Here is a 23,104-nt window from a genome sequence, read left to right as displayed (position 1 = left end):
CGATCTGGAGACGGCCGATCTGATCACGTACGGTGACGATGGTCTCGATCAGCCGAACGTCGCCACCGTTCTGAGCGACTGCCCTCTCGGCGACTGTGACTTGGGAAACTATCGTGTGTTTCCATGACCACCATTCCGCTCGCCGAGGAACTGCTCCTTCTCGCCTACGACGACCAGACCGGCAAGGCGACAGGTTCCCGCATCGGCCTCGACCTCGGCATGGCCGCGGGCGTGCTGGTCGACCTGGCTCTCGCGGGACGGGTCGCGTACGTCGACGGCTACCTCAAGGTTCTCGATCCGACCCCGACCGGTGAGCCGATCGCGGACGCGGTGCTGGCCAAGGCGGCCGGGGACGAGCCGCACACGCCGGCGCAGTGGCTGCAGCGCCTGCGGCACCGGCTGCGCATCCGGGTGCTGGACGACCTGATCGCCCGGGGCGTGGTCAAGGACGTGGACGAGACGCAGATGGAGTACATCCACGTCCATCGTTATCCGACCACCGATCCCGCCTACGAGGCCGAGATCCGGCGCCGGCTGGCCGACGCGCTGACCGGCGACAGCATCTGCGACGAGCGGACGGCGGCGCTGGCCACCCTGCTCAGCGTCTGCCGGATGGAGCCGGCCCTGCGGCTGCCGGCCGACGAGACGGCGCGCGCGCACCAGCGGCTCGAGCAGATCGCCACCGGCGCCGGCTTCTCCGGCACCGTCAACCTCGAGGACTCGATCGTCCGGCCGGCGGTGGCCCTGGTCGTGGCCACCCTCGGCCGCGCGATCACCGCCGCGCTCGGCGCGCCCAAGCCCGCCTGACCTTCTTCAGACGCCCAGCGCCGCCGCGACCTCCTTGCGCAACGTCTGCAGGGCGGCCGCGGCGCGGGTGCGGGCGGCGGGAACGTCACCCTCGGCCGGTTCGACCACTTCGAGGTACGCCTTGAGCTTCGGCTCGGTGCCCGACGGCCGGATGACCACGCGGGTCGACGCGGTCCGGAACGTGAGCACGTCGTTCTCCGGCAGCAGATCGTCGATGGCGGTCACCGGCTCGCCGAGCAGGCTCGCCGGCGGCGTCTGACGGGCCCGGCCCATCGCGGCGCCGATCTCGGCCAGGTCGTCGACCCGAACCGACAGCTGGTCGGTGGCGTGGACGCCGAACTCGGCCGCCAACTCGTCGAGCCGGTCGGCGAGCGTGCGGCCCTCGGCCTTGAGCCCGGCCGCGAGCTCGGCGGCGGTCAGCGCGGCGGTGATGCCGTCCTTGTCGCGTACCAGCGCCGGGGCGACGCAGTAGCCGAGGGCCTCCTCGTAGCCGAACGCCAGATGCTCGGCGGCCCGGACGATCCACTTGAACCCGGTCAGCGTCTCGGCGTAGGGCACGCCGCGCGCGGCGCAGAGGCGGCCGAGCAACTGCGACGAGACGATCGTGGTCGCGTACGTTCCGGGAACGCCCCGCCGGATGAGGTGATCGGCGAGCAGCACCCCCAGCTCGTCCCCGCGCAGCGGCCGCCACCCGTCCCCGGCCGGTATGGCCAGCGCGCACCGGTCGGCGTCCGGGTCGTTGGCGATCGCCAGGTCGGCGCCGGTCGCGCCGGCCAGCGCGAGCAGCCGGTCCATGGCGCCCGGCTCCTCCGGGTTGGGGAAGGCGACGGTCGGGAACTCGGGGTCGGGCGTGGCCTGCTCGGCCACCGCCGCCGGCGCCGCGAACCCGGCCTCGGCGAACGCGGCGTCGAGGGTGCCACCGCCGACGCCGTGCATGGGCGTGTAGGCCACCACGAGGTCGCGCGGGCCGCCAGGAGTCATCACGGCGGCGGCGCTCCGGACGTACCCCCGGAGAATCTCCTCGCCCAGGACCGTGCCCGGACCGCCCAGCTCGACCCCGGCGATCGGGCCGACCGCCCGGATCGCCGCCTCGATGCCCGCGTCGGCCGGCGGGACGATCTGCGCACCGTCCCCGCCCGGGCCGCCCAGCTGCTTGCCCAGGTAGACCTTGTAGCCGTTGTCCTGCGGCGGGTTGTGGCTGGCCGTGACCATGACGCCGGCCACCGCGTCCAGGGCCCGCACCGCGTAGGCGAGCACCGGCGTCGGCAGGGTCGAGGGCATGACCAGCGCCTCGCGGCCGGCGCCGGTGGCGACCCGGGCGGTGCGCTCGGCGAACTCGCGGGAGCCGTGCCGGGCGTCGTAGCCGATCACCAGCGGGCCCTCGCCGCCCTGCTCGGCCAGCCACGCGATCAGGCCGGCCGCCGCCCGGGTGACCACCGCGAGGTTCATCCCGTTCGGCCCGGCCCGCAGCCGGCCGCGCAGCCCGGCGGTGCCGAAGGTCAGCGGTCCGGCGAACCGGTCCCGCAGCTCCTCGGCCGTGCCGGGCAGCCCGTCGATCAGGTCGCGCAGCTCGGCCCGGGTCGCCGGGTCCGGATCGTCGGCGAGCCAGGCCTCGGCCGTTGCCCGGAGTTCGTCAGGTGCCATCTGGGATTGATAGCACGTGGCGAGCGGTCAGGCGGCGGAGAGGGTGTAAGTCTTGATCATCTCGTCGAAGATCGGCTTGCTGGCGGCGAACTGGGCCTCGGTCGAGGTCAGGTAGAACGAGTACGCCTTGCCGCCGGTCACCACCGCGCCCCACAGACCGTGCCGGCCGTCGTCGCCGCTGCCGCAGGTGTACTCGAGGACCGCGCCCTCCTTGCCGGAGATCGTGGCCTTGTCCAGGTTGACCCGGGTGTACGGCTTCGGGCAGTTGGTCGACTTGGTCTTCAGCGTGTTCTCGGCGATGCCCAGGAACGCCGTGGGCGTGGCCTTCGAGTTCTCGACCAGGATGCGGACCTTGTGCTTGGCGTCCTGCGGGTCGGCGTAGTCGACCCAGGAGCCGGCCGCCTTGCGGGTCCAGCCCTTGGGCACGTTGACCGTGATGCCGCGGTCGTTGTACTGCTGGGTCTCGAAGGAGGGCGCCGTATCCTGCCCGGCCGGGGGCAGCGCGTCCGGCGGCGGGGTGTTCTTGGCGCCGCCCCCGCCGGCCAGCGCGAAGACCAGCACCAGCACCAGCACGACGGCGAGCGCGCCGCCGCCGGCGATCAGCTGCTTGTTGCGGGGCCAGCCCTGGACGGTGGCGACCGCCTTGGCCGTCGCCTCCTTGACCGGGCCGAGCGCCTTGTCGAGCGCCTGCTTGCGGCCGGTGGCGGGGCCGTACGGCTCGCGGGCCGCCCGGGCGCCGTTCCAGGCCTGGCGCGGCGGCAGCACGCTCGTCGTGTCGCCGCCGGCGGCCGGCGGCATGGCCGGCATGAGACCGGTCGCGGTGCCCTCGGGCTCGGCCGCGCGCCGCCGCCCGCCGGCCGGCGCGGCGTTGTCCTGCTGAAGCTTGGCCAGGTGGTCGGTCAGCGACGCGCCCGGCGGCAGCATCGCCCGGCCGCCGATCTGGCCGGTCGGCTGCGGCGGCAGCGGCTGGGTCTCGACGGGGGCGGCCGGCGGGCGCTGCGCCGGGACCACCGAGTACGGGTCGGTCATCATGTGCGGCGGGGCCTTGCTGGCCAGCGGGCCGGCCAGCTGCTGCCGCAGCATCGTGCGCGCGGTCTGCACGTCCATCCGCCGGGCCGGATCCTTCTCGAGCAGACCCATCAGCACCGGGGTGAGCGAGCCGGCCCGCACGGCCGGGGCCGGCGGGTCCTCGACCACGGCGTGCATCGTCTCGATCGGGTCGCCCTTGTCGAACGGCGGACGGCCCTCGACCGCGGTGAAGAGCGTGACGCCGAGCGAGAACAGGTCGCTGGGCGGGCCGAAGTCGCTGCCCATGGCCCGCTCGGGCGAGATGAAGTGGGGCGAGCCCAGCACCATGCCCGGCGTCGTGAGCTGCACGTCGGTGGGCATCCGGGCGACGCCGAAGTCGGTCAGCACGCAGCGGCCGTCGGAGCAGATCAGCACGTTGGCCGGCTTGACGTCGCGGTGCAGCACGCCGTGCGCGTGGGCGACCTCGAGCGCGCCGAGCAGCGCGATGCCGATCTTGGCGACGACCCGGGGCGCGACCGGCCCGTCCTCGATCACCATGTCGGCGAGGCTGCGGGCGTCGAGCAGCTCCATCACGATCCACGGACGGCCGTTCTCGTGCACGACGTCGTAGACCTGGACCACGGCGGGGTGCTGCAGCGCGGCCGCGGCACGGGCCTCGCGCATGGTCCGCTCGTACATCGAGTCGCGATCGCTCGGGGCGAGGCCGGGCGGGAGGACGACCTCCTTGATCGCCACGTCCCGGCGCAGCAGCGTGTCGGCCGCGCGCCAGACCGTGCCCATGCCGCCGTGCCCCACCGCCGCGCGCAGTGTGTAGCGCCCGCCGATGAGCGTGCCCGGAGCTGCGCGTCCGCTGGTGGGAGCGTTGTTGCCGCCGCTCCACGTCGGAATCTGAGTCACTGAGGATGCCACCGAGGGGGTGTAGGGGCCGTCGACCAACCCCGCTATCTTGCCGGTAAGGCACCCCGGTTTGAAAGTCACGACGCGGTTGTTCCGCCGATCTCGACCGACCGTGACTATCGGATGTCAGTCGGTGCCCAATACCGGACTCTCTGTGCCAAAGACCTCACGCTTCCGGGCTGAACGAAGCCTTAGGATCAACGGGTGAACGCAGAGTCGGGTTTCGAGATCAAACCGGTCTACCGTCCCGAGGACGTGCCCGCCGGCGTGCCGATCGGCGACCCGGGTGAGTTCCCGTACACCCGCGGCGTTTATCCGACGATGTACACCAAGCGCCCCTGGACCATGCGGCAGTACGCGGGCTTCGGCACCGCGGCCGAGTCCAACGCCCGCTACCACCAGCTGCTCGCGGCCGGGACGATGGGCCTCTCGGTGGCCTTCGACCTGCCGACCCAGATGGGCTACGACTCCGACGACCCGATCGCGCACGGCGAGGTGGGCAAGGTCGGCGTCGCCATCGACTCGATCGAGGACATGCGGCAGCTGTTCCACGACATCCCGCTCGACCAGGTCTCGACCTCGATGACGATCAACGCGCCGGGCTCGGTGCTGTTGCTGCTCTACCAGCTGGTGGCGGAGGAGCAGGGGGTGCCCGGGTCGGCGCTGCAGGGCACGATCCAGAACGACATCCTCAAGGAGTACATCGCCCGCGGCACGTACATCTTCCCGCCCAAGCCCTCGCTGCGGCTGGTGGCGGACACGTTCGCGTACTGCCGCGCCGAGGTGCCGAAGTGGAACACGATCTCGATCTCCGGCTACCACATGGCGGAGGCGGGTGCGTCCCCGGCGCAGGAGATCGCGTTCACGCTGGCCAACGGCATGGAGTACGTACGCGCGGCGCTCGCGGCCGGGCTGGCGGTCGACGACTTCGCGCCCCGGCTGTCCTTCTTCTTCGTGGCCCGCACGACCCTGCTCGAGGAGATCGCGAAGTTCCGCGCGGCCCGCCGGATGTGGGCCCGGATCATGCGGGACGAGTTCGGCGCCCAGGACCCCAAGTCGCTGATGCTGCGATTCCACACGCAGACCGCCGGCGTCCAGCTCACCGCCCAGCAGCCCGAGGTCAACCTGGTGCGGGTGGCGATCCAGGCGCTCGGCGCGGTGGCCGGCGGCACCCAGTCGCTGCACACCAACGCGTACGACGAGGCGATCGCCCTGCCCACCGAGAAGTCGGCCCGGCTGGCGCTGCGCACCCAGCAGGTCCTCGCCTACGAGAGCGGCCTGACCGGCACCGTCGACCCGTTCGCCGGCTCGTACGCGATCGAGGCGATGACCGACGAGGTCGAGCGGGAGGCCACCGCGCTGATCGAGCGGGTCTTCTCGTACGGCTCGGCCGTGGACGCCATCGAGCAGGGCTTCCAGAAGGAGGAGATCGAGACCTCGGCGTACCGGATCGCCAACGAGATCGACTCCGGCGAGCGGGTCGTCGTGGGAGTAAACCGGTTCACGATCGAGGGCGAGGAGCGGTACGAGCCGTTGCGGGTGGACCCGGCGATCGAGGCCGCCCAGGTCCAGCGTCTCGTCGCATTACGGGCGAATCGCGACAACGGTGCCGTCGAGGCCGCCCTGGCGGATTTGGCGAAGGCCGCCGAGGGCACAGAGAACGTCCTACCGTTGATGAAAGAGGCATTGCGGCTGCGTGCCACCGTGGGCGAGGTATGCCACACGCTGCGCGGGGTGTGGGGTGTCTACCACCCGGTCGAGCGTTTCTGAGACGGACTCGATCCGTTACCGGTTGTAGGAGGTGATGGGCCAAGTGCTACACCGGGACGACCTCCCGAGCACTACCTCGCCCCTTCAGCAGGGAATTCGTGACCTAGCGCAACCTGGCGCGTACGGGAATGACGTTGCACAGCGTCACCAATATGGGTCTAAGCTGTCGCGCGTTGCGGGAACCCGACAAACCTTCGAAGACGATACGGAAACCGACGTGACTACTGCTCTGACGGCGCCCGTGGGCGCCCAGCCGGAGTGGCCCGGGCTGCTGCCCGGTGCCGAGCCCCTGCCCGGCCAGCTCGACCGCTGGCTCGCCACCCGTGGCGCGGAGCTCGTAGCGATTCGTCGGCACATTCACGCCCACCCGGAGCCCTCCTTCCACGAGTTCGAGACCGCCGCCCTGATCGCCCGCGAGCTGGCCGTCGCCGGCCTGTCGCCGCGCCTGCTGCCCAAGGGCAACGGCGTCATCTGCGACATCGGCGAGGGCGACCGGGTGATCGCCTTCCGGGCCGACCTCGACGCGCTGCCGCTGCCCGACCTCAAGGACGTGCCCTACCGCTCGACCGTCGACGGGGTGGCCCACGCCTGCGGGCACGACGTGCACACGACCGTACTGCTCGGCCTCGGCCTCGCCCTGGCCCAGCTCGACCTCCCCGGCCGGGTCCGGCTGATCTTCCAGCCCGGCGAGGAGCAGATCCCGTCCGGCGCGCCCGAGGTGATCGCGACCGGCGCGCTGAAGGACGTCGCGGCGATCTACGCGCTGCACTGCTACCCGCAGCTGCCGGCCGGCCTGGTCGGTGTCCGCTCGGGCCCGTTCACGGCCGCCGCCGACACGGTCAAGGTCAAGCTCACCGGTCCCGGCGGCCACACCGCCCGGCCGCACCTGACCGCCGACCTGGTGCACGCGCTGGGCCGGGTCATCGTCGACGTGCCGGCCCTGCTCGACCGCCGCATCGACCCGCGCGCGGGCGTCTCGATGGTCTGGGGCTCGGTGCATTCCGGCCAGGCGTTCAACGCGATCCCCGGCGAGGGCGAGGCGTCCGGCACGGTCCGCATCCTCAGCCGCGAGGCCTGGCGGGAGGCGCCCGAGCTGATCACCAAGCTGATCCGCGACGTGGTCGCGACAACCGGGGCCGAGGCCGAGGTGACGTACCAGCGAGGCGTCCCGCCGGTGATCAACGACCGCATGGCCGCGGCCGTGATCGCCGGCGCGGCCGGCGCCGCGCTGGGCGCCGACCGGGTGGTAGAGGCCGAGATCAGCATGGGCGGCGAGGACTTCGCTTTCTACCTCGACCAGGTCCCCGGCGCGATGATCCGGCTGGGCACCGGGGTGCCCGGCTCATCCGCCCGGCACGACCTCCACCAGGGCGACTTCGACGTGGACGAGAGCGCCATCGGGTACGGCTTGCGCGTCTTCGTGCACACGGCCTTGGCGGCCCTTTCGACGGGCGCTTTCTAGCAGTCGCGGATATCCGCAGCGGTTGCGGATATCCGCGCTCAGTTGCGGGCGGTAGGCCGCAGCGCCGTTCGGTGTTCGGCCCGCTCGCCTGCTCTGCCGCCCGCTTGTCCCGCCCGCTTACTCTGTCCCGCCGGTCGCGTTGCTCGGCTGTGCTGTCCGCGCGACCTTGATGACCTGGAGCCACCGTGGCACCGCACATCATCAGGGCAGCAGGTTGCCCGGCCAGCTGCCCGGCGCGGCTACCCCCAACACCTGGCCCAAGCGGCGCCGGTGTTCGTGATGGGCCTGTGGATTGCCGCGCGAAATTGTCGTATGCGGGCCGTATCGTGCGGCCCACCCAGTGTTGAGGGTGGGCCGCGACGTCGTTTCAGCCCTTCGGCTGTTCCCCCGGCTTCTCCGGCGCTGACGGATGTGCCGCGGGCGACCCGGAAGCAGGCGACTCAGCAGCGCCCTGCGTGGAACCAGACGGCCCAGAGGCAGACCGTCCGGAGGCAGAGGGCCCGGAGGCAGAGGGCCCGGAGGCAGAGGGCCCAGAGGCAGAGGGCCCAGAGGCGGAGGGCCCAGAGGCAGACGGCCCAGACGCAGACGGCCCAGACGCAGACGACCCAGAGGCGGAGGACCCCGATGCAGGCGACCCTGACGCAGGCGACCCCGACGCAGGCGGTGCCGACGTCGGCAGACCTGTCTGCGACCCACCCGACCGTGGCGCATACGCCGGCAGCGGCGCCCCCGCAGTGGCCAGCGCCACCGCCCGCGGCCGCCCCCGCCAGTACTTCCGGTACGCGTAAACCAGACCCCACGCCGGCAGCCCGAGCGCGATCACCCACGGCAGCAGCGCGCCCAGCACGGTCAGCAGCACCTTCAGCGAGCCGAGCAGCGCGTGCCACCCGGCCGACAGTCCACCGAGGAATCCCGGCGGCTGGTCATCGGCCGGCTTCGGGCCGGGCGCGACCGGTCCGAGGAATGTCACGGTGATCGTGGACAGCGCCGTCAGGTCGGCCAGCCGGCGCTTCTTGGCCTGCAGCGACGCCAGGTCGGACTCCCGGGACGCCACCTCTTTCTCCAGCATCACCAGGTCGTTCAGCGATTTTGCCTGGGCGAGCAGCTTGCGGCCGCTGTCCACCCGGGCCTGCTGCACCTGGATCCGGGCGTCGAGGTCGACGGTCTGCTCGGTGACGTCCTCGGTGTTGATCTCCCGGTGTTCCTCGGTGCCCAACTTGGACAGCTGATCGACGACCGTGGTGAACTTGTCGGCCGGCACCCGCAGCGTCATGGTGGCCGTCCCCGAGCCCTCGCTGCCGCTGGTGCGGTTGTCGGAGCCGATGAAGCCACCGGCCGTGTTCGCGATGCCGGTCGCCTGGCCGGCCACGGCGTTCACGTCGTCCTTGACGCGCACCGAGATGCTGCCGCGATAGATGATCGAGCGCTGGTCGACCGAGAGGTCCGGCGCCTGGGCGGGCGTGTCCGCCCCGGTGGCGGCCCCGCCCTCGGCGTTGACCGCGTTGCCGCCTTCGGCCACGGGTGCGGCGGCTTTGTTGGCGGCCTGGTCGGCGGCGCCGCTGCTGGACGAGCTGTCGCCCGACTTGGCGCCGCAACCGGTCAGAACTATGCCCGCGACGGCCGCGGATACTACGAGAAATGTCGTTCTCTTCAGGGTGACGCGCACGTTTTTCTCCCATCCCCGTTGGGCGTGCACCTGGGACGTGCGGCATGCACTTCCCGGTTCCGGCAGACTGCGGGGTGAGCGGTTACGAATCGGCAGCGGAGGAGTCCCGTGCGCATCACGAAGTTCACGCATTCGTGCCTCCGGATCGAGGGCGGCGGAGTGCTCGTCGTCGATCCTGGCGAGTTCAGCGAGCGTGCCGCGCTGGACGGCGCGGACGCGGTTCTCATCACCCATGAGCACCCGGATCATCTCGATCTGGCGGCGGTGGCCGAGACCGCGTCCCGGCGGCCGGGCCTGCGCGTCTTCGCCCACGCCGACGTTTTGCCCAAGCTCGCCGCCGTCGGCGACATCACCGCGGTGGCGCCCGGCGAGGATTTCGAGGCGGCGGGTTTCCGCGTACGCGCGTACGGCGGTCAGCACGCCCTGATTCACTCGGACATCCCGCGCATCGCCAACCTGGCCTATCTCGTCGCCGACAACGAGACGAACGTCTATCACCCCGGTGACTCGTTCACCGTTCCGGCGGACACCGACGTGGACACGCTCTTCGCGCCGTTGAATGCTCCGTGGATGAAACTCATGGAGTCCATCGACTTCGTCCGAGCGGTCAAACCCGGTCGGGCGTACGCGTTGCACGACGCGCTCCTGAACGAGACCGGCGCCAAGATCTCCGACGGCCATCTCGCCCGGCTCTCCGGCACGAGCTACGCGCACGTCGCGCCCGGGACCACGATCTAAGGTGCCGAGCAGCGCTACCGACGAACTGATCCAGCGGCTGTACGAGGAGCCGCCGGACGGCTTCGTGGCGGCCCGCACCGCGGCCGTCGACGAGGCCCGCAAGGCCGGCGACCGGGAGACCGCGAAGCGCCTGGCCGCCCTGAAGAAGCCGACCGTGGCCGCGTGGGTGGTCAACCTGCTGGCCCGGCGCCGTCCCGAGCTGATCGACCAGCTGGTCGAGCTCTCCTCGGCGCTGCGCGACGCCCAGCGCGGCCTCGACGGCGGGCAGTTGCGCGAGCTGACCGCCCAGCGGCGCCAGGTCGTCACCGCCCTGGTCGACGCCGCCCGCCGGCTGGCACTGGCGGCCGAGCCGGGCGCGAAGCTGCCTCTGGGCGAGGTGGAGTCGACGCTCACCGCGGCGCTGGCCGAGCCCGAGATCGCCGCCCAGGTGCGCACCGGCCGGCTGATCCGGGCCGCGGCGTACGCGGGCTTCGGCGAGGTCCCCCGCCCTCGCCTGCGGCTGGTCACCGACGACACCCCGGTCGACGACGATGCCGACGTCGAGACCGAGGAGGACAACGGGACCGGCGAGGTCGTCGAGTTCCCGCAGCAGTCCGCCCGGGAGCGGGCCGCGGCCGAGCGCCGCCGCCGCGAGTTCGAGCACAAGCAGCGGACGTTGCGCCGCGAGCTGGCCGCCGCCCAGGCCGCCGAGCGCCGCGCCGACGAGCAGCTGGAGCGGGCGGAAGCCGCCGAGCGGGACGCCGAGCACCTGGTCGAGGACCTGGACGCCGAGCTCGCCGAGCTGGAACGGCGCCGCACCGAGGCACAGGCCGACGTGGCCCGGCGCAAGCAGGCCCGGCGGTCCGCCGAACGGGAGACGGCGGCCGCCCGGCGACAGGTCGGCGACGTACAGGCCGCTCTGGAAGATCTTGAATCGGACGAACCGGATTGATCGGTTTCGCCGACCGTAACGGAAAGAATATTTTCCAGATCGGGCGTTGGAGAGCACAATCGGGCGCGTGACCCCCGAACAGGCTGCCGCCAACGCCAGAACGGGACTCGCCACGATCGTCGGTGCCTTCGCCGAGTCACCGCAGACGCTGCGCCGCGCACGCCTGCTGGGACTCTCCGGATGGGCGTACCACGTGTCTGCGCGAGCCGGTGCGCTCGGTGAAGTACGACCGGAGACCGTCGCCGCGGCGATCGGCTTCATCGCCCCCGAGGCCGTGATCGACGGCTGGGAGGCGACCGCCAAGACCTCGGCGCCGGTCGAGGTGGCCACCTGGCACCAGCACGAGCTCTGCAAATGGGGCATCGAGCAGATCGGTGGCTTCCCCCGCCTGGGCCGGTTGCTGGAGCTGTCCGGCCGCGTGGTCGACGCCGTCGAGCACGCCGGGCTCCCGCTGTTCGCGGCGTGGCGGGCGATGCCGGTGCCCGACCAGACCCCGGGCGCGCGGGCCGCGGTGATCCTGCACCTGCTGCACGAGCACCGGCTCGGCGTGCACCTGGTCGCCGTACGGGCCAGCGGGCTCACCCCGCTGCAGGCCATCATCGCTGGCCCCGAGGGCGAGACGGGCGCGGTCGCCTTCGGCTGGCAGCCGCCGTACCCACCGGCGGGCCCGATCGTCCGCCGCCTGATGTGGGCGGACTCGGTCGCGGACGCGATAGCAGGCCAGGCCTACGCGGCGCTGGACATGGGGGAGCGGATCGAGTTCGTCGGGCTGCTGGAGTCGCTCAGCCAGCGTCTCGCCCGCTGACGCTCGTCCGCCCGTGCTCCGCCCGGCCGGCGTCTCGTCCCCGCTTCGCCTGCGCCCCGGCCCCGCGTGCGCCCCCGCCCCGCCCGCGTCTCGCCCCGCCAGCGCCCCGCCTGCGCTCCGGTCAGCCTGCGCTCCGGGCCGCCGGCGCTCCGCCCTCTCGCCTGCGCCCCGCCCCGCCCCGCCCGCGTCTCACCCCGCCAGAGCCCCGCGTGCGCTCCGGTCCGCCTGCGCTCCGGTCAGTCTGCGCTCCGGGCCGCCGGCGCTCCGCCCTCTCGCCTGCGCCCTGCGCCGCCCGCGCCCCGCCTCGCCCCGCCCGCTGACGCTCGCCCCGCGCGCGGTGTGGACAACGGCCGGAAAGTGTCAGACCCGAGCCGTAATCTCACCCCACCCAGTGACGGGGTGGGGGTGCGTAGGGGCCTGATTGGGGCGGAGAAGGGCGCATGCGGCAGGCAGCGGCGTACATCAGCGTGCCGCAAACCCCCGAAGCGCGTATCAGTAAGCAGAGCAAAGCCCCGAAAAACTGACTCGACCAAGCCACCCCCGCCATGGTCCGATGCTGCGATGACCGCCGCCACCACCGCGCTGCCCGAGGGCTGGACCACCCGCCGCCCGACCCTCGATGACGTGCCCGAGCTTCTCGCCCTGGTGCACGCCAGCGACATCGCGGCGATCGGCGAGCCTGACTTCACCGCCGACGAGGTGCGTGAGGTGCTCACCGAGCCGCACACCGACATGGCCCGCGACAGCTGGCTCGCGCTCGACGCGTCCGGCGCGATCGTCGGCTGGACCTATCCGCGCAACGCGACCGGCGGCGACCGCGACTTCCTGGAGGTCTTCGTCTGGCCCGAGCGCGGCCTTCCGGCCCTGCGGCCTCTGCTCGCGCTCATGCTCGACCGGATGGCCGAGCGGGCGGCCGAGCTCGGCCACGACCCCTATGAGGTACGCGCCGGGGCCATCCCGACCGAGCAGCCCTACATCGATGCGCTGACCGAGGCCGGGCTCGTCTTCCTCAAGCAGCACGCCCGCATGCAGATCTCGCTCGCCGGCGTCGACCCGACCCCGCCGGTGCCGCCGGCCGGCATCACGGTGCGGCCGGTGCGCGGCGATGACGAGGCCGATCTGCGGGCCCTGCACGCGGTGATCGAGGAAGCGTTCCGCGACACCGACCACCTCAGCGTCGACTACGAGACGTGGCGCGCCCAGGTCGGCCAGGAGCCCTCGGTCTCCTACGACGAGTGGTTCGTGGCCGAGGTCGACGGCCGGGTGGTCGGCTCGCTGCAGTCGTCGGACGCGGGGCTGGATGACAACGAGGGCTGGGTCAAACGGCTGGCGGTGCTTCGCGCGTACCGGCAAAGGGGTGTGGGTGAGGCGCTCCTGCGCCGGGCGTTCGCGGTCTACGCCGGCAAGGGCCGGTCGAAAGCGGGGCTCGGCGTCGATCTGGAGAACCCGACCCAGGCCGTGCGGCTCTACCTCGCGGTGGGCATGACGCCGCTCTACCGCGCGAACGTCTACCGCACCTTCGTGAGCGCGCGGCCGGCCTGAACGGTCTAGACCTCGGGCGTCGACGTGCGGCTCGGCCGGCGCCGCAGGTTCTCGACGTAGTCGTCGGGCGCGCCCGCCTTCTCCGCGGCGTTGGCGATCTCCGAGAGGTACCACGCGGTCGGCAGGCCACCCTCGTAACCGTCGTAGACGTACACCCAGGCGCTGAACTCACCCTCGAGCGTCGATACACGCACGGTGAGCTTCTGGTACGCCCCCGCGGTCACGCCCTCGACTTCATCCAACTGTGACGCGTCCCACGGATGCACGTCGTAGAGCGACACGAAGACGCGCTCGCCGGGGGCTTCGACGATCGTGGTGACCGCGCCCTCCCAGCCCATTTCCCCCTCACCGGCAAAGGTCAGGCGCCAGCCTTCTATCCACCCGACGCCGACCATCGGCGAGTGCGGACAGTAGGCCCGCATGCGGGCCGGGTCGAGGTTTGAGCCATACGCGGCGTAATGACGCACGGCGATGACGATAGCCGCACTCGGCGGTCGTGGAGAATACAAGCAGTGCGTGTCGGCACAAGCCACCGGTTTTGCGCCGGAATACAGAGGGGAACGTCGTGAGTCGGATCGTCATCATCGGTGGGGGACCGGGCGGCTACGAGGCGGCCCTGGTCGCGGCGCAGCTCGACGCGGAAGTCACGCTGGTCGAGGCCGACGGTCCGGGCGGCGCCTGCGTGCTGACCGACTGTGTGCCGTCCAAGACCTTCATCGCCAGCTCCGAGGTCATGACGGGCTACCGGCACAACGACCGCTTCGGCATCCGGTCCGCCGGCCTCGAGGGCGTGACGGTCGACGCGGTGGCCGTCAACAGGCGGGTCAAGAAGCTGGCGCTCGCCCAGTCCGGCGACATCCAGGCCAAGCTGATCAAGGCGGGCGTCGAGGTCATCCACGGCCGGGCGCTGCTCGGCGAGGACACGCTCGGCCACACCCATCAGGTGCTGGTCATGCCGGACGGCGGCGACATGTACGCGATCGAGGCCTCGACCGTGCTGATCGCGACCGGCGCCACCCCGCGCGTGCTGGCCACGGCCCGGCCCGACGGCGAGCGCATCCTCGACTGGCGGCAGGTCTACGACCTCACCGAGCTTCCCGAGCACCTGATCGTGGTCGGCTCCGGTGTGACCGGCGCCGAGTTCGCCAGCGCCTACCTGGCGATGGGCACGAAGGTCACGCTGGTCTCCAGCCGCGAGCGAGTCATGCCGCACGAGGACGCGGACGCGGCCATGGCGATCGAGCGGGTCTTCCGCGAGCGCGGCATGACGATCCTCAACCAGTCCCGCGCCGAGTCGGTGGTGAACACGGGCGACGGCGTTCTGGTCACCCTTTCCGACGGTCGTACGGTCGAGGGCTCTCACGCACTCATGGCGGTCGGCGCGATCCCCAACACCGACAAGCTGGGTCTCCGGGAGTACGGGGTGGACGTCGGCCCCGGGGGCTACCTGACCGTCGACCGGGTCTCGCGTACCAACGTGCCGGGCATCTACGGCGCCGGCGACTGCACCGGCGTCCTCCCGCTGGCCAGCGTGGCCGCCATGCAGGGCCGCATCGCGATCTGGCACGCCATGGGTGAGGCGGTGGCGCCGCTGCGGCTGCGCACGGTCTCGGCCAACGTCTTCACCGACCCGGAGCTGGCCACCGTCGGCGTCTCGCAGAACGAGGTGGACTCCGGCCGCACCCCGGCCCGCCAGGTGATGCTCCCGCTGACCGGCAACGCCCGGGCCAAGATGGCCGACCTGCACGACGGCTTCGTGAAGCTCTTCTGCCGGCCGGCGACCGGTCAGATCGTGGGCGGCGTGGTGGTGGCGCCGAAGGCGAGCGAGCTGATCCTGCCCATCACGATGGCGATCGAGAACAACCTGACCGTGGACCAGCTGGCCCACACGATCACTATCTACCCGTCGCTGTCGGGGTCGATCGCGGAAGCTGCCCGTCAGCTGATGCAGCACGAGCTGCAATGACGTCGGCCTCGGCCGCCGCCGCGGCGGCCGCGATGTCGACCTGAAGCTGGGCCGCGGCCTGCAGCTCGGCCTCCGCCTGGAGCCCCGCCTCGGCCTCCAGTTCGGCCTCCAGCTCGGCCTCCAGCTCCGACTCGGCCCCCAGCTCCGCGTCGGCGTCTTTGCGGCCGCCGAAGAGCGCCAGGATCCAGCCCGCGGTGCCGAAGACGACCGCGGCCGTGGCGGCGATCGCGAAGAGCCGCCACGCCGACTGGGTGATGGCGGTGCCGCCGACGTGCCCGACCAGGCCGCCGTAGGACGCCCAGCAGAGCGCGGCGGCCCCGTCGTACAGGGCGAAGAGCTTTATCGGGTAGCCGGTGCGACCGGCATGAAAACCGGCGGCCATCCGGCCGCCGGGAACGAACCGGCACAGGAGCAGCACCAGAGGTCCCGGCTTGCGCAGCCCCCGGGTGAACCGGGCCGCGGCCTTGCGGGTCTTGGACACCTCGCGCGGGGCGACGTCGTCGTGCTTGGGGGCGCAGCGGGCGCGCAGGCCGGCGAGCCAGCCGCGGCCGACCCGCCCGGTGGACCGGCCCAGGAAGTAGGCGATCGAGTCGCCCGCGAACATGCCGGCCGCCCCGATGAGAATCACCGGAGCAAGATCGAGGTTCCCGTAGACGGTCAGCGCTCCCGATGTGATCATGATCGCCTGGATCGGCACCACCGGCACCATCGCATCGACGGTCAGAAACCCGAACAGCGCCAGGTACGCCCACACGGGAGTAGCCATCATGGTCAGCAGTTCGGTCATCGGCTCGCCTCCCCCCATGGCTTCCCGGCTCGCCACATTGTCGACCGGCGTAGCTGAGAATGTGCTGTGTTACAGCATGCGCCCTGATCAGCGCCGACTGACGGTGATAACTGACACGGTATTGTCTCGGTCTCGACTGCGGACCCCGGCCGACCCGCGCCGGTTATTTCCCCGGATTTCATCCCAGGGCGCCCAGCGGATTTTTCGCTCGCCTCCCGTCGGCGTACCGTGAGATTGCCGGAGACGCCGGGTCCCCCGTTCTCGGTGTGCCGGCCCGGGCCGTCGGTAGGTCCCGTACCGACGGCCCGCCCTTTCCCTGGTCACGCCCGGCGGCCGCATCTTGTCAGCGGCTAGTTAGAATGCCGTCCATGCCGAAGGCGACCTATCATCACGGTGACCTTCGCCGGGCCCTCCTGCGGGCGGCCGAGGAAGCGATCACCGAGACCGGCGTGGCCACGCTGAGCATGCGCGACCTGTCGCGCCGGGCGGGCGTCTCGCACGCCGCGCCCACCCACCATTTCGGCGACAAGGCGGGCCTGCTCACCGCCCTGGCCACCGAGGGCTTCGAGCAGCTGGCCAAGGCCCTCGCCACGTCGCGGCTGGCCAGCAACAGCTTCGTCGAGCTGGGCGTCACCTACATCCGCTTCGCGGTGACCAAGCGGCCGCTCTTCGAGGTGATGTTCCGCACCGACCTCTACCACGCGGCCGACCCGGCATTGCTCGCGGCGCGGGCCAAGGCCGCCGACGCCCTCTACGCCGCCGTCTCCGACCTGCCCGACGGCTTCCTGGCCCCGATCCAGTCCCGCGCCGCCAGCGAGTCCGCGCCGGGAGGGACCGCCCCGATCCGGTCGCGCGCCGCCCTCAGCGCGTCCGCGCCGGGAGGGACCGCAACCTTCCCGCCGCACTCGGCCGACGCCGCCGCGCGGCCGGCCAAACCGGGCACCGCCGAGACCGCCCCGCCCGACGTGCGCACTGCCGGGCTGGCCGCCTGGTCGATGGCGCACGGCTTCGCCACGCTCTGGCTCAGCGGCGCCTTCCCCGACCGCGACCTCGACCCCGCCGAGACCGCCCGCCACCTCTTCTCCGAGCTCAACCGCCACTACGCGCCGTAGAGGCTCAGTCGATCGCGCAGATCACCGTGCCCGCCGTGACCGTGGCGCCCACCTCGACCGCCAGGCCCGACACCGTGCCGGCCTTGTGGGCCGGCAAGGGCTGCTCCATCTTCATCGCCTCGACCACGACGATGGTGTCGCCCTCCTGCACCTGGTCGCCGTCGGAGACGGCCACCTTCACGATCGTGCCCTGCATCGGGGCGGTCAGCGCCGCGGCGCCGCCGGCACCCGCGGCCGCGGCCGCGCCCCCGGATCGACGTGCTGTCGGACGGGCGGTCGCGCCGGTGGGCGTACCGCCGAAAAGGTTTTTGGGCAGGCTCACCTCGAGTCGCCGGCCGCCCACCTCGACCACGACGGTCTCGCGCTCGGCCGGCGGGCCGGAAGGCGCCGCCGCGCCGAACGGCTCCACGCCGCCCGCCCACTCGGTCTCGATCCAGCGCGTGTGGACGGTGAACGGCTCGGACGTGAACGCCTCGTCGCGCACCACCGCGCGGTGGAAGGGCAGCACCGTCGCGATGCCCTCGACCACGGTCTCGTCGAGCACCCGGCGGGCCCGCTCGAGCGCCTCCTCCCGGGTCGCGCCGACCACGATGATCTTGGCCAGCAGGGAGTCGAAGTTGCCGCCGATCACGCTGCCCGACTCGACGCCCGCGTCGACCCGCACGCCCGGACCGGACGGCCAGGCCAGCGCCGAGACCGTGCCCGGCGCCGGCAGGAACCCGCGGCCCGGGTCCTCGCCGTTGATGCGGAACTCGATCGCGTGCCCGCGCGGCACCGGATCTTCGGTGATGGCGAGCACGGCGCCGTCGGCGATGCGGAACTGCTCGCGCACCAGGTCGAGCCCGGCCGTCTCCTCGCTGACCGGATGCTCGACCTGCAGTCGCGTGTTGACCTCGAGGAACGAGATCGTGCCGTCCTGCCCGACGAGGTATTCGACCGTACCGGCGCCGTGATAACCGGCCTCGCGGCAGATCGCCTTGGCGCTCGAGTGGATCTGGGCCCGCTGCGCCTCGCTGAGGAACGGCGCCGGAGCCTCCTCGACCAGCTTCTGGTGGCGGCGCTGCAGCGAGCAGTCGCGGGTGCCCACGACCACGACGTTGCCGTGCGTGTCGGCGAGCACCTGGGCCTCGACGTGCCGGGGGCGGTCGAGATAGCGCTCGACGAAGCACTCGCCCCGCCCGAAGGCCGCCACCGCCTCGCGGGTCGCGCTCTCGAACAGCGCCGGGATCTCCTCGATCGTGCGCGCCACCTTGAGTCCCCGGCCGCCGCCGCCGAAGGCCGCCTTGATCGCGACCGGCAGGCCGTGCTCCTCGGCGAACGCCACGATCTCGGCCGCGTCGGCCACCGGCTCGGCGGTGCCGGCGACCAGCGGCGCACCCGCCCGCTGGGCGATGTGCCGGGCGGTGACCTTGTCGCCGAGGTCGCGGATCGCCTGCGGGGTGGGACCGATCCAGGTGAGCCCGGCGTCGATCACGGCCTGGGCGAACTCGGCGTTCTCGGAGAGGAAGCCGTAGCCCGGATGCACCGCGTCGGCGCCGCTGCGGGCCGCGACGTCGAGCAGCTTGTCGATGCGCAGATAGCTGTCGCCCGGGGTGTCGCCACCCAGGGCGTAAGCCTCGTCGGCGAGCCGGGCCGGCAGACCGTCGCGGTCGCTGTCGGCGTAGACGGCGACGCTGGCGAGGCCCGCGTCCTGACAGGCCCGGATGACCCGGACGGCGATCTCGCCTCGGTTGGCGATCAATACCTTGCGCACGGCCTGAGCTTAGTGCCAGCGTCGCGCAGTTCTACTCTGAAGTAGTGTCCGCTACGCGCATGATGATCCTCGGGCTGGTGCAGTGGATGCAGCCCGTCCACGGCTACGACGTGCGGCGCGAGCTGCTCAGCTGGAGCGCGGACAAATGGGCCAACGTGCAACCGGGGTCGATCTATCACGCGCTGCGCAAGCTGGCCGAGGAGGGCCTGATTCGGGAGGTCGGCACCGAGCAGGTCGGCGGGCGGCCGGCGCGTACGTCGTACGTGATCACCGAGAAGGGCTCGATCGAATTCCAGTCGCTCCTGCGCGGCAACTGGTGGAACATGGCTCCGGCCCCCGACCCGTTCCTGGCGGCGTTCGCGTTCCTGCCGGCGCTTCCGGCGTCCGAGGCCGCGGCCGCGCTGCGCAACCGGGCGGTGCAGCTGCGGGCCGGCGTGCAGCAGCTCGAGGCGGCGACGGCGGCCGAGTGGGCCGATCAGAAGCCGGTCTACGTCAACTGGATGTGGGAACTGCAGATCAACCGGGCCGAAGCCGAGATCGCCTGGTGCGAGCGTACCGCCGGAAAGATCGAGTCCGGTGAGCCGTTAATCAAGTTTGACTAGTAAAAGTTGAACATCGTACGCTTCCGGGATGATAGAGACTCGCGGGTTGCGCAAGTCGTTCACGTCGCGCCAGGGGCGCGAGAAAAAGATCGTCGAGGCCGTACGCGGCGTGGACCTCGACGTTTCCGAGGGCGAGATCTTCGGCTTCCTCGGGCCGAACGGCGCCGGAAAGACCACCACGCTGCGCATGCTCGCCACGCTGATCGAGCCGGACGGGGGCACGGCCACGATCGCCGGCGCCGATCTGCGCACCGATCCCGGCCAGGTGCGCCGGCGCATCGGCTATGTGGCGCAGGGCGGCAGCACCTGGGACGACTCCACCGCGCGTGAGGAGCTCGTCCTCCAGGCGCGCCTCTACGGCGCGAGCAAGGCGACGGCCCAGCAGCGTGCGGCGGCGGTCCTCGAGAGCTTTCAACTGAGCGAGTACGCGGACCGGAAGTGCAAGACGTACTCCGGGGGCCAGCGGCGTCGGGTCGACATCGCGCTCGGCATCATCCACGAGCCCCGGGTCGTCTTCCTGGACGAGCCGACCACCGGCCTCGACCCGCAGAGCCGCGCGCACATGTGGGACGAGGTGCGCCGCCTCCGCGAGGAGGGCATGACCGTCTTCATCACCACGCACTACCTCGACGAGGCCGACGCCCTGTGCGACCGGATCTCCATCATGGACCACGGCGAGATCGTCGCGTCCGGCACGCCGGCTTCGCTGAAACGCGAGATCTCCGGCGACGTGGTGCGGGTCGGCCTGCCCCTCGGAGCTGTCGACGCGGCGGCGGCAGCTCTGGCGGAGTACAAGATCGAGAAGCACGACGACAGCGTGCGGCTCTACGTGGAGGACGGCGCGGTGGCGATCCCGCAGATCCTGCGCGCGCTGGACGCCGCCGACGTGCCGCTGGGCACCATCGAGCTGCACCGGCCCAGCCTCGACGACGTCTTCCTGACCAAGACCGGCCGATCCCTGCGGGAGAGCTGAGCCATGAAACTGTTCCGCGACACGTCACTGATCTTCCAGCGTCAGATGCAGCTGCTCCTGCGCAACCCCGTGTGGATCTTCGTAGGCGTCTTCCAGCCGGTGATGTACCTGCTGCTGTTCGCGCCGCTGCTCAAACCCGCACTTCAGGTGAGCACCAACGCCCAGGCGTACGAGATATTCGTGCCCGGTCTTCTGGTCTTGCTCGCGATCTTCGGGGGCCTGTTCCAGGGTTTCGGCCTGATCGCCGAGTTGCGCGCCGGCGTGATCGAGCGCTCCCGCGTGACCCCGGTCAGCCGCCTGGCACTGCTGCTCGGCCGCTCGCTGCGCGACGTCGTCTCGCTGATCGCCCAGGCCGTGATCATCACCCTGCTGGCCCTGCTCTTCGACCTGCGGGTGTTCCTCGGGAACCTGCTGCTCGCCTACCTGATGCTGGCCCTGATCTCGCTGATGACCTCGGCGCTGAGCTACGGGATCGCCCTCAAGGTGAAGAGCGAGGACGCGCTGGCGCCGCTGATGAACACGGTGGCCCAGCCGGTGCTGCTGCTGTCCGGCATCTTGCTGCCTTTGACGTACGCGCCGGGCTGGCTCCAGGGAATAGCCGACTGGAACCCGTTCTCGTGGGCCGTAGACGGAACGCGCGCCTTGTTCCGCGGCGACCTCGGATCGTCGGCGGTGTGGCAGGGCCTGCTCATCATGGCCGTGCTGGCCGCCGCCGCCGTGGGTTGGGCGGCGCGGGAGTTCGCCCGAAGCGTTCGCTGATCCTTCTACGCTTCCTTCTACGCTCTCCAGAGATCGGTGATCGAGACACCCATCTCGATGAGCAGCTTGCGCAGCAGCGGAAGCGACAGCCCGATGACGTTGCCCGGGTCGCCCTCGATGCGCTCGACGAACGCCCCACCGCGCCCGTCGATCGTGAACGACCCGGCAACGTTGAGCGGCTCATCGGTGGCCACGTAGGCCGCGATCTCCTCGTCGGTCACGTCCGCGAAGTGCACCACGGTCGTCCCGACCGCCTCGGCCTGCTTGCCGCTGACCAGCCCCGTGAGGTGATGCCCGGTGTGCAGCACACCGGAGCGCCCGCGCATCATCGTCCACCGCTTGGCCGCCTCGTTCGCATCGGCCGGCTTCCCGAAGATCTCCCCTTCGAAGGCCAGCACCGAGTCACACCCGAGCACCAGAATCCCCGGATCGGCCGGCAAATCGGCGGCAACCGTCCGAGCCTTCATCCGCGCGAGCGCCAGGCAGAGCTCAAACGCGTCCTCGGCCTCCACGGTCGACTCGTCAACCCCACTGACCATGACCTCAGCGTCAATCCCCGCCGCGCTGAGGAGCCCCCGCCGTGCCGGGCTGGCCGAGGCAAGGACCAATCGGTACGCGATGTCGTTTCCCACCTCTAGAAGGCTACAGACCCCAGCCAGGCGAAAGGGGTGCAGAACGCGCGTTTCAACCAGCTTTTCCCATGCTAGAAGCCCCGCCGCCGCCGAACGACAAGGAAGGCGACGAGGCCGCCGGCCGCAAGAAGCCCAGCAACGACCCCCAGAACAAGGGGGAGAGCACCGGAGGAAGACGAAGATTCCTCAGCTCTGGGTTCTTGGGCAGCAGTGGTAGCCCCAGGATCGATATACCCGGGGGGCGCCCCACCGCTGGCGGCTGCGGACGGGGTAGCCGAGGTTGGGGGATTCGCTTTCCCAAGCGGAGGTACGTCAGCAGTCAACGCCCGAACGATGTTGAGCCGCCCATACCCGCATTCGTCGTCCCGCCCAGGCGGCCCAATATCGTCGGCTGTGGCGGTCAATCGGTTAATAACTTCAGGTGCTGAGAGGTGAGGGAACTTGGCTCTAACTAGTGCCGCGGCTCCAGAAACAATCGCGGTTGATGCGGATGTTCCGTCAACGTCAACGTACCTGCGCTCTGGTTCCGCCGTCGTAATATCAACGCCCGGAGCGCAAATCTGCACCTTCGCGCCCTTGACCGAAAGTGATGCGTGCTTTCCATCTCGGCCAGTCGCTCCGACGGCTAGAACGCCGTCAATCGCCGCAGGATAACCGACGAGCGCGGAGCTTGACGCGTTGCCCACGCCGGCCACGACAACTATGTTGGCCTTGATTGCTGCAGCGACGGCGTCTTCGATCTCAAAGGCGGGCCCGGCGACGGCGGATACATTTATGACTGAAGCCTTGTTGGCGACGGCCCAGTCTATACCATCTCCGATAACCTTCGCTGACGGTATCGACTTTTCGTCGTTAGAGATCTTGATTGGTAGCACCTTGGCTGCGGGTGCTATTCCTAGAATGCCGTCGTTTGGCCCTCGTCCGTGAGCGGCAATTAGGGCCGCCATGTTTGTCCCGTGGCCGCCTTTGTCGCTGCGGCCGTCACCATTCTCGCCTGGAATCAACGTCGTTCCCGGCAGGAGATTCCTCGTGATGTCTGGATGTGGATACGCCCCGGTATCTACCAGGCCGACTACTACGCCAGCACCCCTACTGATTGCGTGAGCGCGCGAGATACTCAAGCTTTTTAAGTACCACTGGTCGTCTCGGAAGCTGTCTGCAACAGCAGGGGAGGATGGAAGCGTGACTACGACCGCAAGGGCGATTACCTCCGCGGCCGCCATGGCCTT

The 23,104-nt window shown here is 70.9% G+C and carries 20 protein-coding genes; 12 read left to right on the top strand and 8 right to left on the bottom strand.

The features are described 5' to 3' along the window. Nucleotides 1-123 precede the first annotated feature (123 nt). Entirely contained in the window at nucleotides 124-807 is a 684-nt protein-coding gene (locus ACQP2F_RS42650) for a GOLPH3/VPS74 family protein (RefSeq protein ID WP_433298141.1), read from the top strand. 6 nt (nucleotides 808-813) lie between these two features. Here ACQP2F_RS42650 and ACQP2F_RS42645 read toward each other — a convergent pair whose 3' ends face one another. Further along, nucleotides 814-2,451, bottom strand: a complete 1,638-nt coding sequence (locus ACQP2F_RS42645) for a phospho-sugar mutase (protein ID WP_433298139.1) — start codon at nucleotides 2,449-2,451, stop codon at nucleotides 814-816. 27 nt (nucleotides 2,452-2,478) lie between these two features. Continuing rightward, nucleotides 2,479-4,377: a protein kinase domain-containing protein gene (locus ACQP2F_RS42640; RefSeq protein ID WP_433298137.1), complete on the bottom strand. Its 1,899-nt coding sequence runs from the start codon at nucleotides 4,375-4,377 to the stop codon at nucleotides 2,479-2,481. A 204-nt stretch (nucleotides 4,378-4,581) separates the two neighbouring features. On the opposite strand from ACQP2F_RS42640, the gene ACQP2F_RS42635 reads away from it, so the two are divergent. After that, a complete protein-coding gene (locus ACQP2F_RS42635; protein WP_433298135.1) occupies nucleotides 4,582-6,147 on the top strand; it encodes an acyl-CoA mutase large subunit family protein in 1,566 nt (521 codons plus the stop codon). 217 nt (nucleotides 6,148-6,364) lie between these two features. Continuing rightward, entirely contained in the window at nucleotides 6,365-7,609 is a 1,245-nt protein-coding gene (locus ACQP2F_RS42630; protein ID WP_433298133.1) for an amidohydrolase, read from the top strand. A gap of 367 nt (nucleotides 7,610-7,976) precedes the next feature. On the opposite strand, the gene ACQP2F_RS42625 is transcribed toward ACQP2F_RS42630, so the two are convergent. Further along, nucleotides 7,977-9,275, bottom strand: a complete 1,299-nt coding sequence (locus ACQP2F_RS42625) for a DUF4349 domain-containing protein (RefSeq protein WP_433298131.1) — start codon at nucleotides 9,273-9,275, stop codon at nucleotides 7,977-7,979. 108 nt (nucleotides 9,276-9,383) lie between these two features. On the opposite strand from ACQP2F_RS42625, the gene ACQP2F_RS42620 reads away from it, so the two are divergent. The 4 genes from ACQP2F_RS42620 to ACQP2F_RS42605 all read left to right on the top strand — a co-directional run bounded on the left by ACQP2F_RS42620 (nucleotide 9,384) and on the right by ACQP2F_RS42605 (nucleotide 13,291). After that, a complete protein-coding gene (locus tag ACQP2F_RS42620) occupies nucleotides 9,384-10,013 on the top strand; it encodes an MBL fold metallo-hydrolase (protein WP_433298129.1) in 630 nt (209 codons plus the stop codon). A gap of 1 nt (nucleotide 10,014) precedes the next feature. Further along, a complete protein-coding gene (locus ACQP2F_RS42615) occupies nucleotides 10,015-10,944 on the top strand; it encodes a hypothetical protein (protein ID WP_433298127.1) in 930 nt (309 codons plus the stop codon). Nucleotides 10,945-11,011: 67 nt separating this feature from the next. Continuing rightward, entirely contained in the window at nucleotides 11,012-11,749 is a 738-nt protein-coding gene (locus ACQP2F_RS42610; protein ID WP_433298125.1) for an SCO6745 family protein, read from the top strand. 561 nt (nucleotides 11,750-12,310) lie between these two features. Further along, nucleotides 12,311-13,291: an N-acetyltransferase family protein gene (locus tag ACQP2F_RS42605; protein ID WP_433298123.1), complete on the top strand. Its 981-nt coding sequence runs from the start codon at nucleotides 12,311-12,313 to the stop codon at nucleotides 13,289-13,291. A 5-nt stretch (nucleotides 13,292-13,296) separates the two neighbouring features. Here the strand turns inward: ACQP2F_RS42605 and ACQP2F_RS42600 are convergent, their stop codons facing one another. Beyond that, on the bottom strand, nucleotides 13,297-13,758 hold the full coding sequence (locus tag ACQP2F_RS42600) for a gamma-glutamylcyclotransferase (protein WP_433298121.1): 462 nt from the start codon (nucleotides 13,756-13,758) through the stop codon (nucleotides 13,297-13,299). A 98-nt stretch (nucleotides 13,759-13,856) separates the two neighbouring features. Between ACQP2F_RS42600 and ACQP2F_RS42595 the strand changes: the two genes are divergently transcribed. Continuing rightward, complete coding sequence (locus ACQP2F_RS42595; RefSeq protein WP_433298119.1) at nucleotides 13,857-15,257, top strand: NAD(P)H-quinone dehydrogenase; 1,401 nt, start codon at nucleotides 13,857-13,859, stop codon at nucleotides 15,255-15,257. Here the strand turns inward: ACQP2F_RS42595 and ACQP2F_RS42590 are convergent. Beyond that, nucleotides 15,187-16,044 (bottom strand): DedA family protein, encoded by an 858-nt coding sequence (locus ACQP2F_RS42590; protein ID WP_433298117.1) that lies wholly within the window; start codon nucleotides 16,042-16,044, stop codon nucleotides 15,187-15,189. The genes ACQP2F_RS42595 and ACQP2F_RS42590 overlap by 71 nt on opposite strands. A gap of 368 nt (nucleotides 16,045-16,412) precedes the next feature. On the opposite strand from ACQP2F_RS42590, the gene ACQP2F_RS42585 reads away from it, so the two are divergent. Further along, nucleotides 16,413-17,156, top strand: coding sequence for a TetR/AcrR family transcriptional regulator (locus ACQP2F_RS42585; protein WP_433298115.1), 744 nt, complete (start codon nucleotides 16,413-16,415; stop codon nucleotides 17,154-17,156). A gap of 4 nt (nucleotides 17,157-17,160) precedes the next feature. On the opposite strand, the gene ACQP2F_RS42580 is transcribed toward ACQP2F_RS42585, so the two are convergent. Further along, nucleotides 17,161-18,909: an acetyl/propionyl/methylcrotonyl-CoA carboxylase subunit alpha gene (locus ACQP2F_RS42580; protein WP_433298113.1), complete on the bottom strand. Its 1,749-nt coding sequence runs from the start codon at nucleotides 18,907-18,909 to the stop codon at nucleotides 17,161-17,163. 44 nt (nucleotides 18,910-18,953) lie between these two features. Between ACQP2F_RS42580 and ACQP2F_RS42575 the strand changes: the two genes are divergently transcribed. Genes ACQP2F_RS42575 through ACQP2F_RS42565 form a run of 3 tightly spaced genes read left to right on the top strand, consistent with a single transcriptional unit; the run spans nucleotide 18,954 to nucleotide 21,243 of the window. Beyond that, entirely contained in the window at nucleotides 18,954-19,511 is a 558-nt protein-coding gene (locus ACQP2F_RS42575) for a PadR family transcriptional regulator (RefSeq protein WP_433298111.1), read from the top strand. A 28-nt stretch (nucleotides 19,512-19,539) separates the two neighbouring features. Further along, nucleotides 19,540-20,484, top strand: coding sequence for an ATP-binding cassette domain-containing protein (locus ACQP2F_RS42570; protein WP_433298109.1), 945 nt, complete (start codon nucleotides 19,540-19,542; stop codon nucleotides 20,482-20,484). Between the two features lie 3 nt (nucleotides 20,485-20,487). Beyond that, complete coding sequence (locus ACQP2F_RS42565; protein WP_433298107.1) at nucleotides 20,488-21,243, top strand: ABC transporter permease; 756 nt, start codon at nucleotides 20,488-20,490, stop codon at nucleotides 21,241-21,243. Between the two features lie 17 nt (nucleotides 21,244-21,260). On the opposite strand, the gene ACQP2F_RS42560 is transcribed toward ACQP2F_RS42565, so the two are convergent. Both ACQP2F_RS42560 and ACQP2F_RS42555 read right to left on the bottom strand, forming a co-directional pair. After that, nucleotides 21,261-21,875, bottom strand: coding sequence for a Maf family protein (locus ACQP2F_RS42560; protein WP_433298105.1), 615 nt, complete (start codon nucleotides 21,873-21,875; stop codon nucleotides 21,261-21,263). Nucleotides 21,876-21,946: 71 nt separating this feature from the next. Beyond that, nucleotides 21,947-23,098, bottom strand: a complete 1,152-nt coding sequence (locus ACQP2F_RS42555) for a S8 family serine peptidase (protein WP_433298103.1) — start codon at nucleotides 23,096-23,098, stop codon at nucleotides 21,947-21,949. Nucleotides 23,099-23,104: the final 6 nt, after the last annotated feature.

It is taken from the genome of Actinoplanes sp. CA-030573, from assembly GCF_050951115.1.
Lineage (GTDB): Bacteria > Actinomycetota > Actinomycetes > Mycobacteriales > Micromonosporaceae > Actinoplanes.
This window is presented reverse-complemented; position numbering and strand designations above follow the sequence as displayed.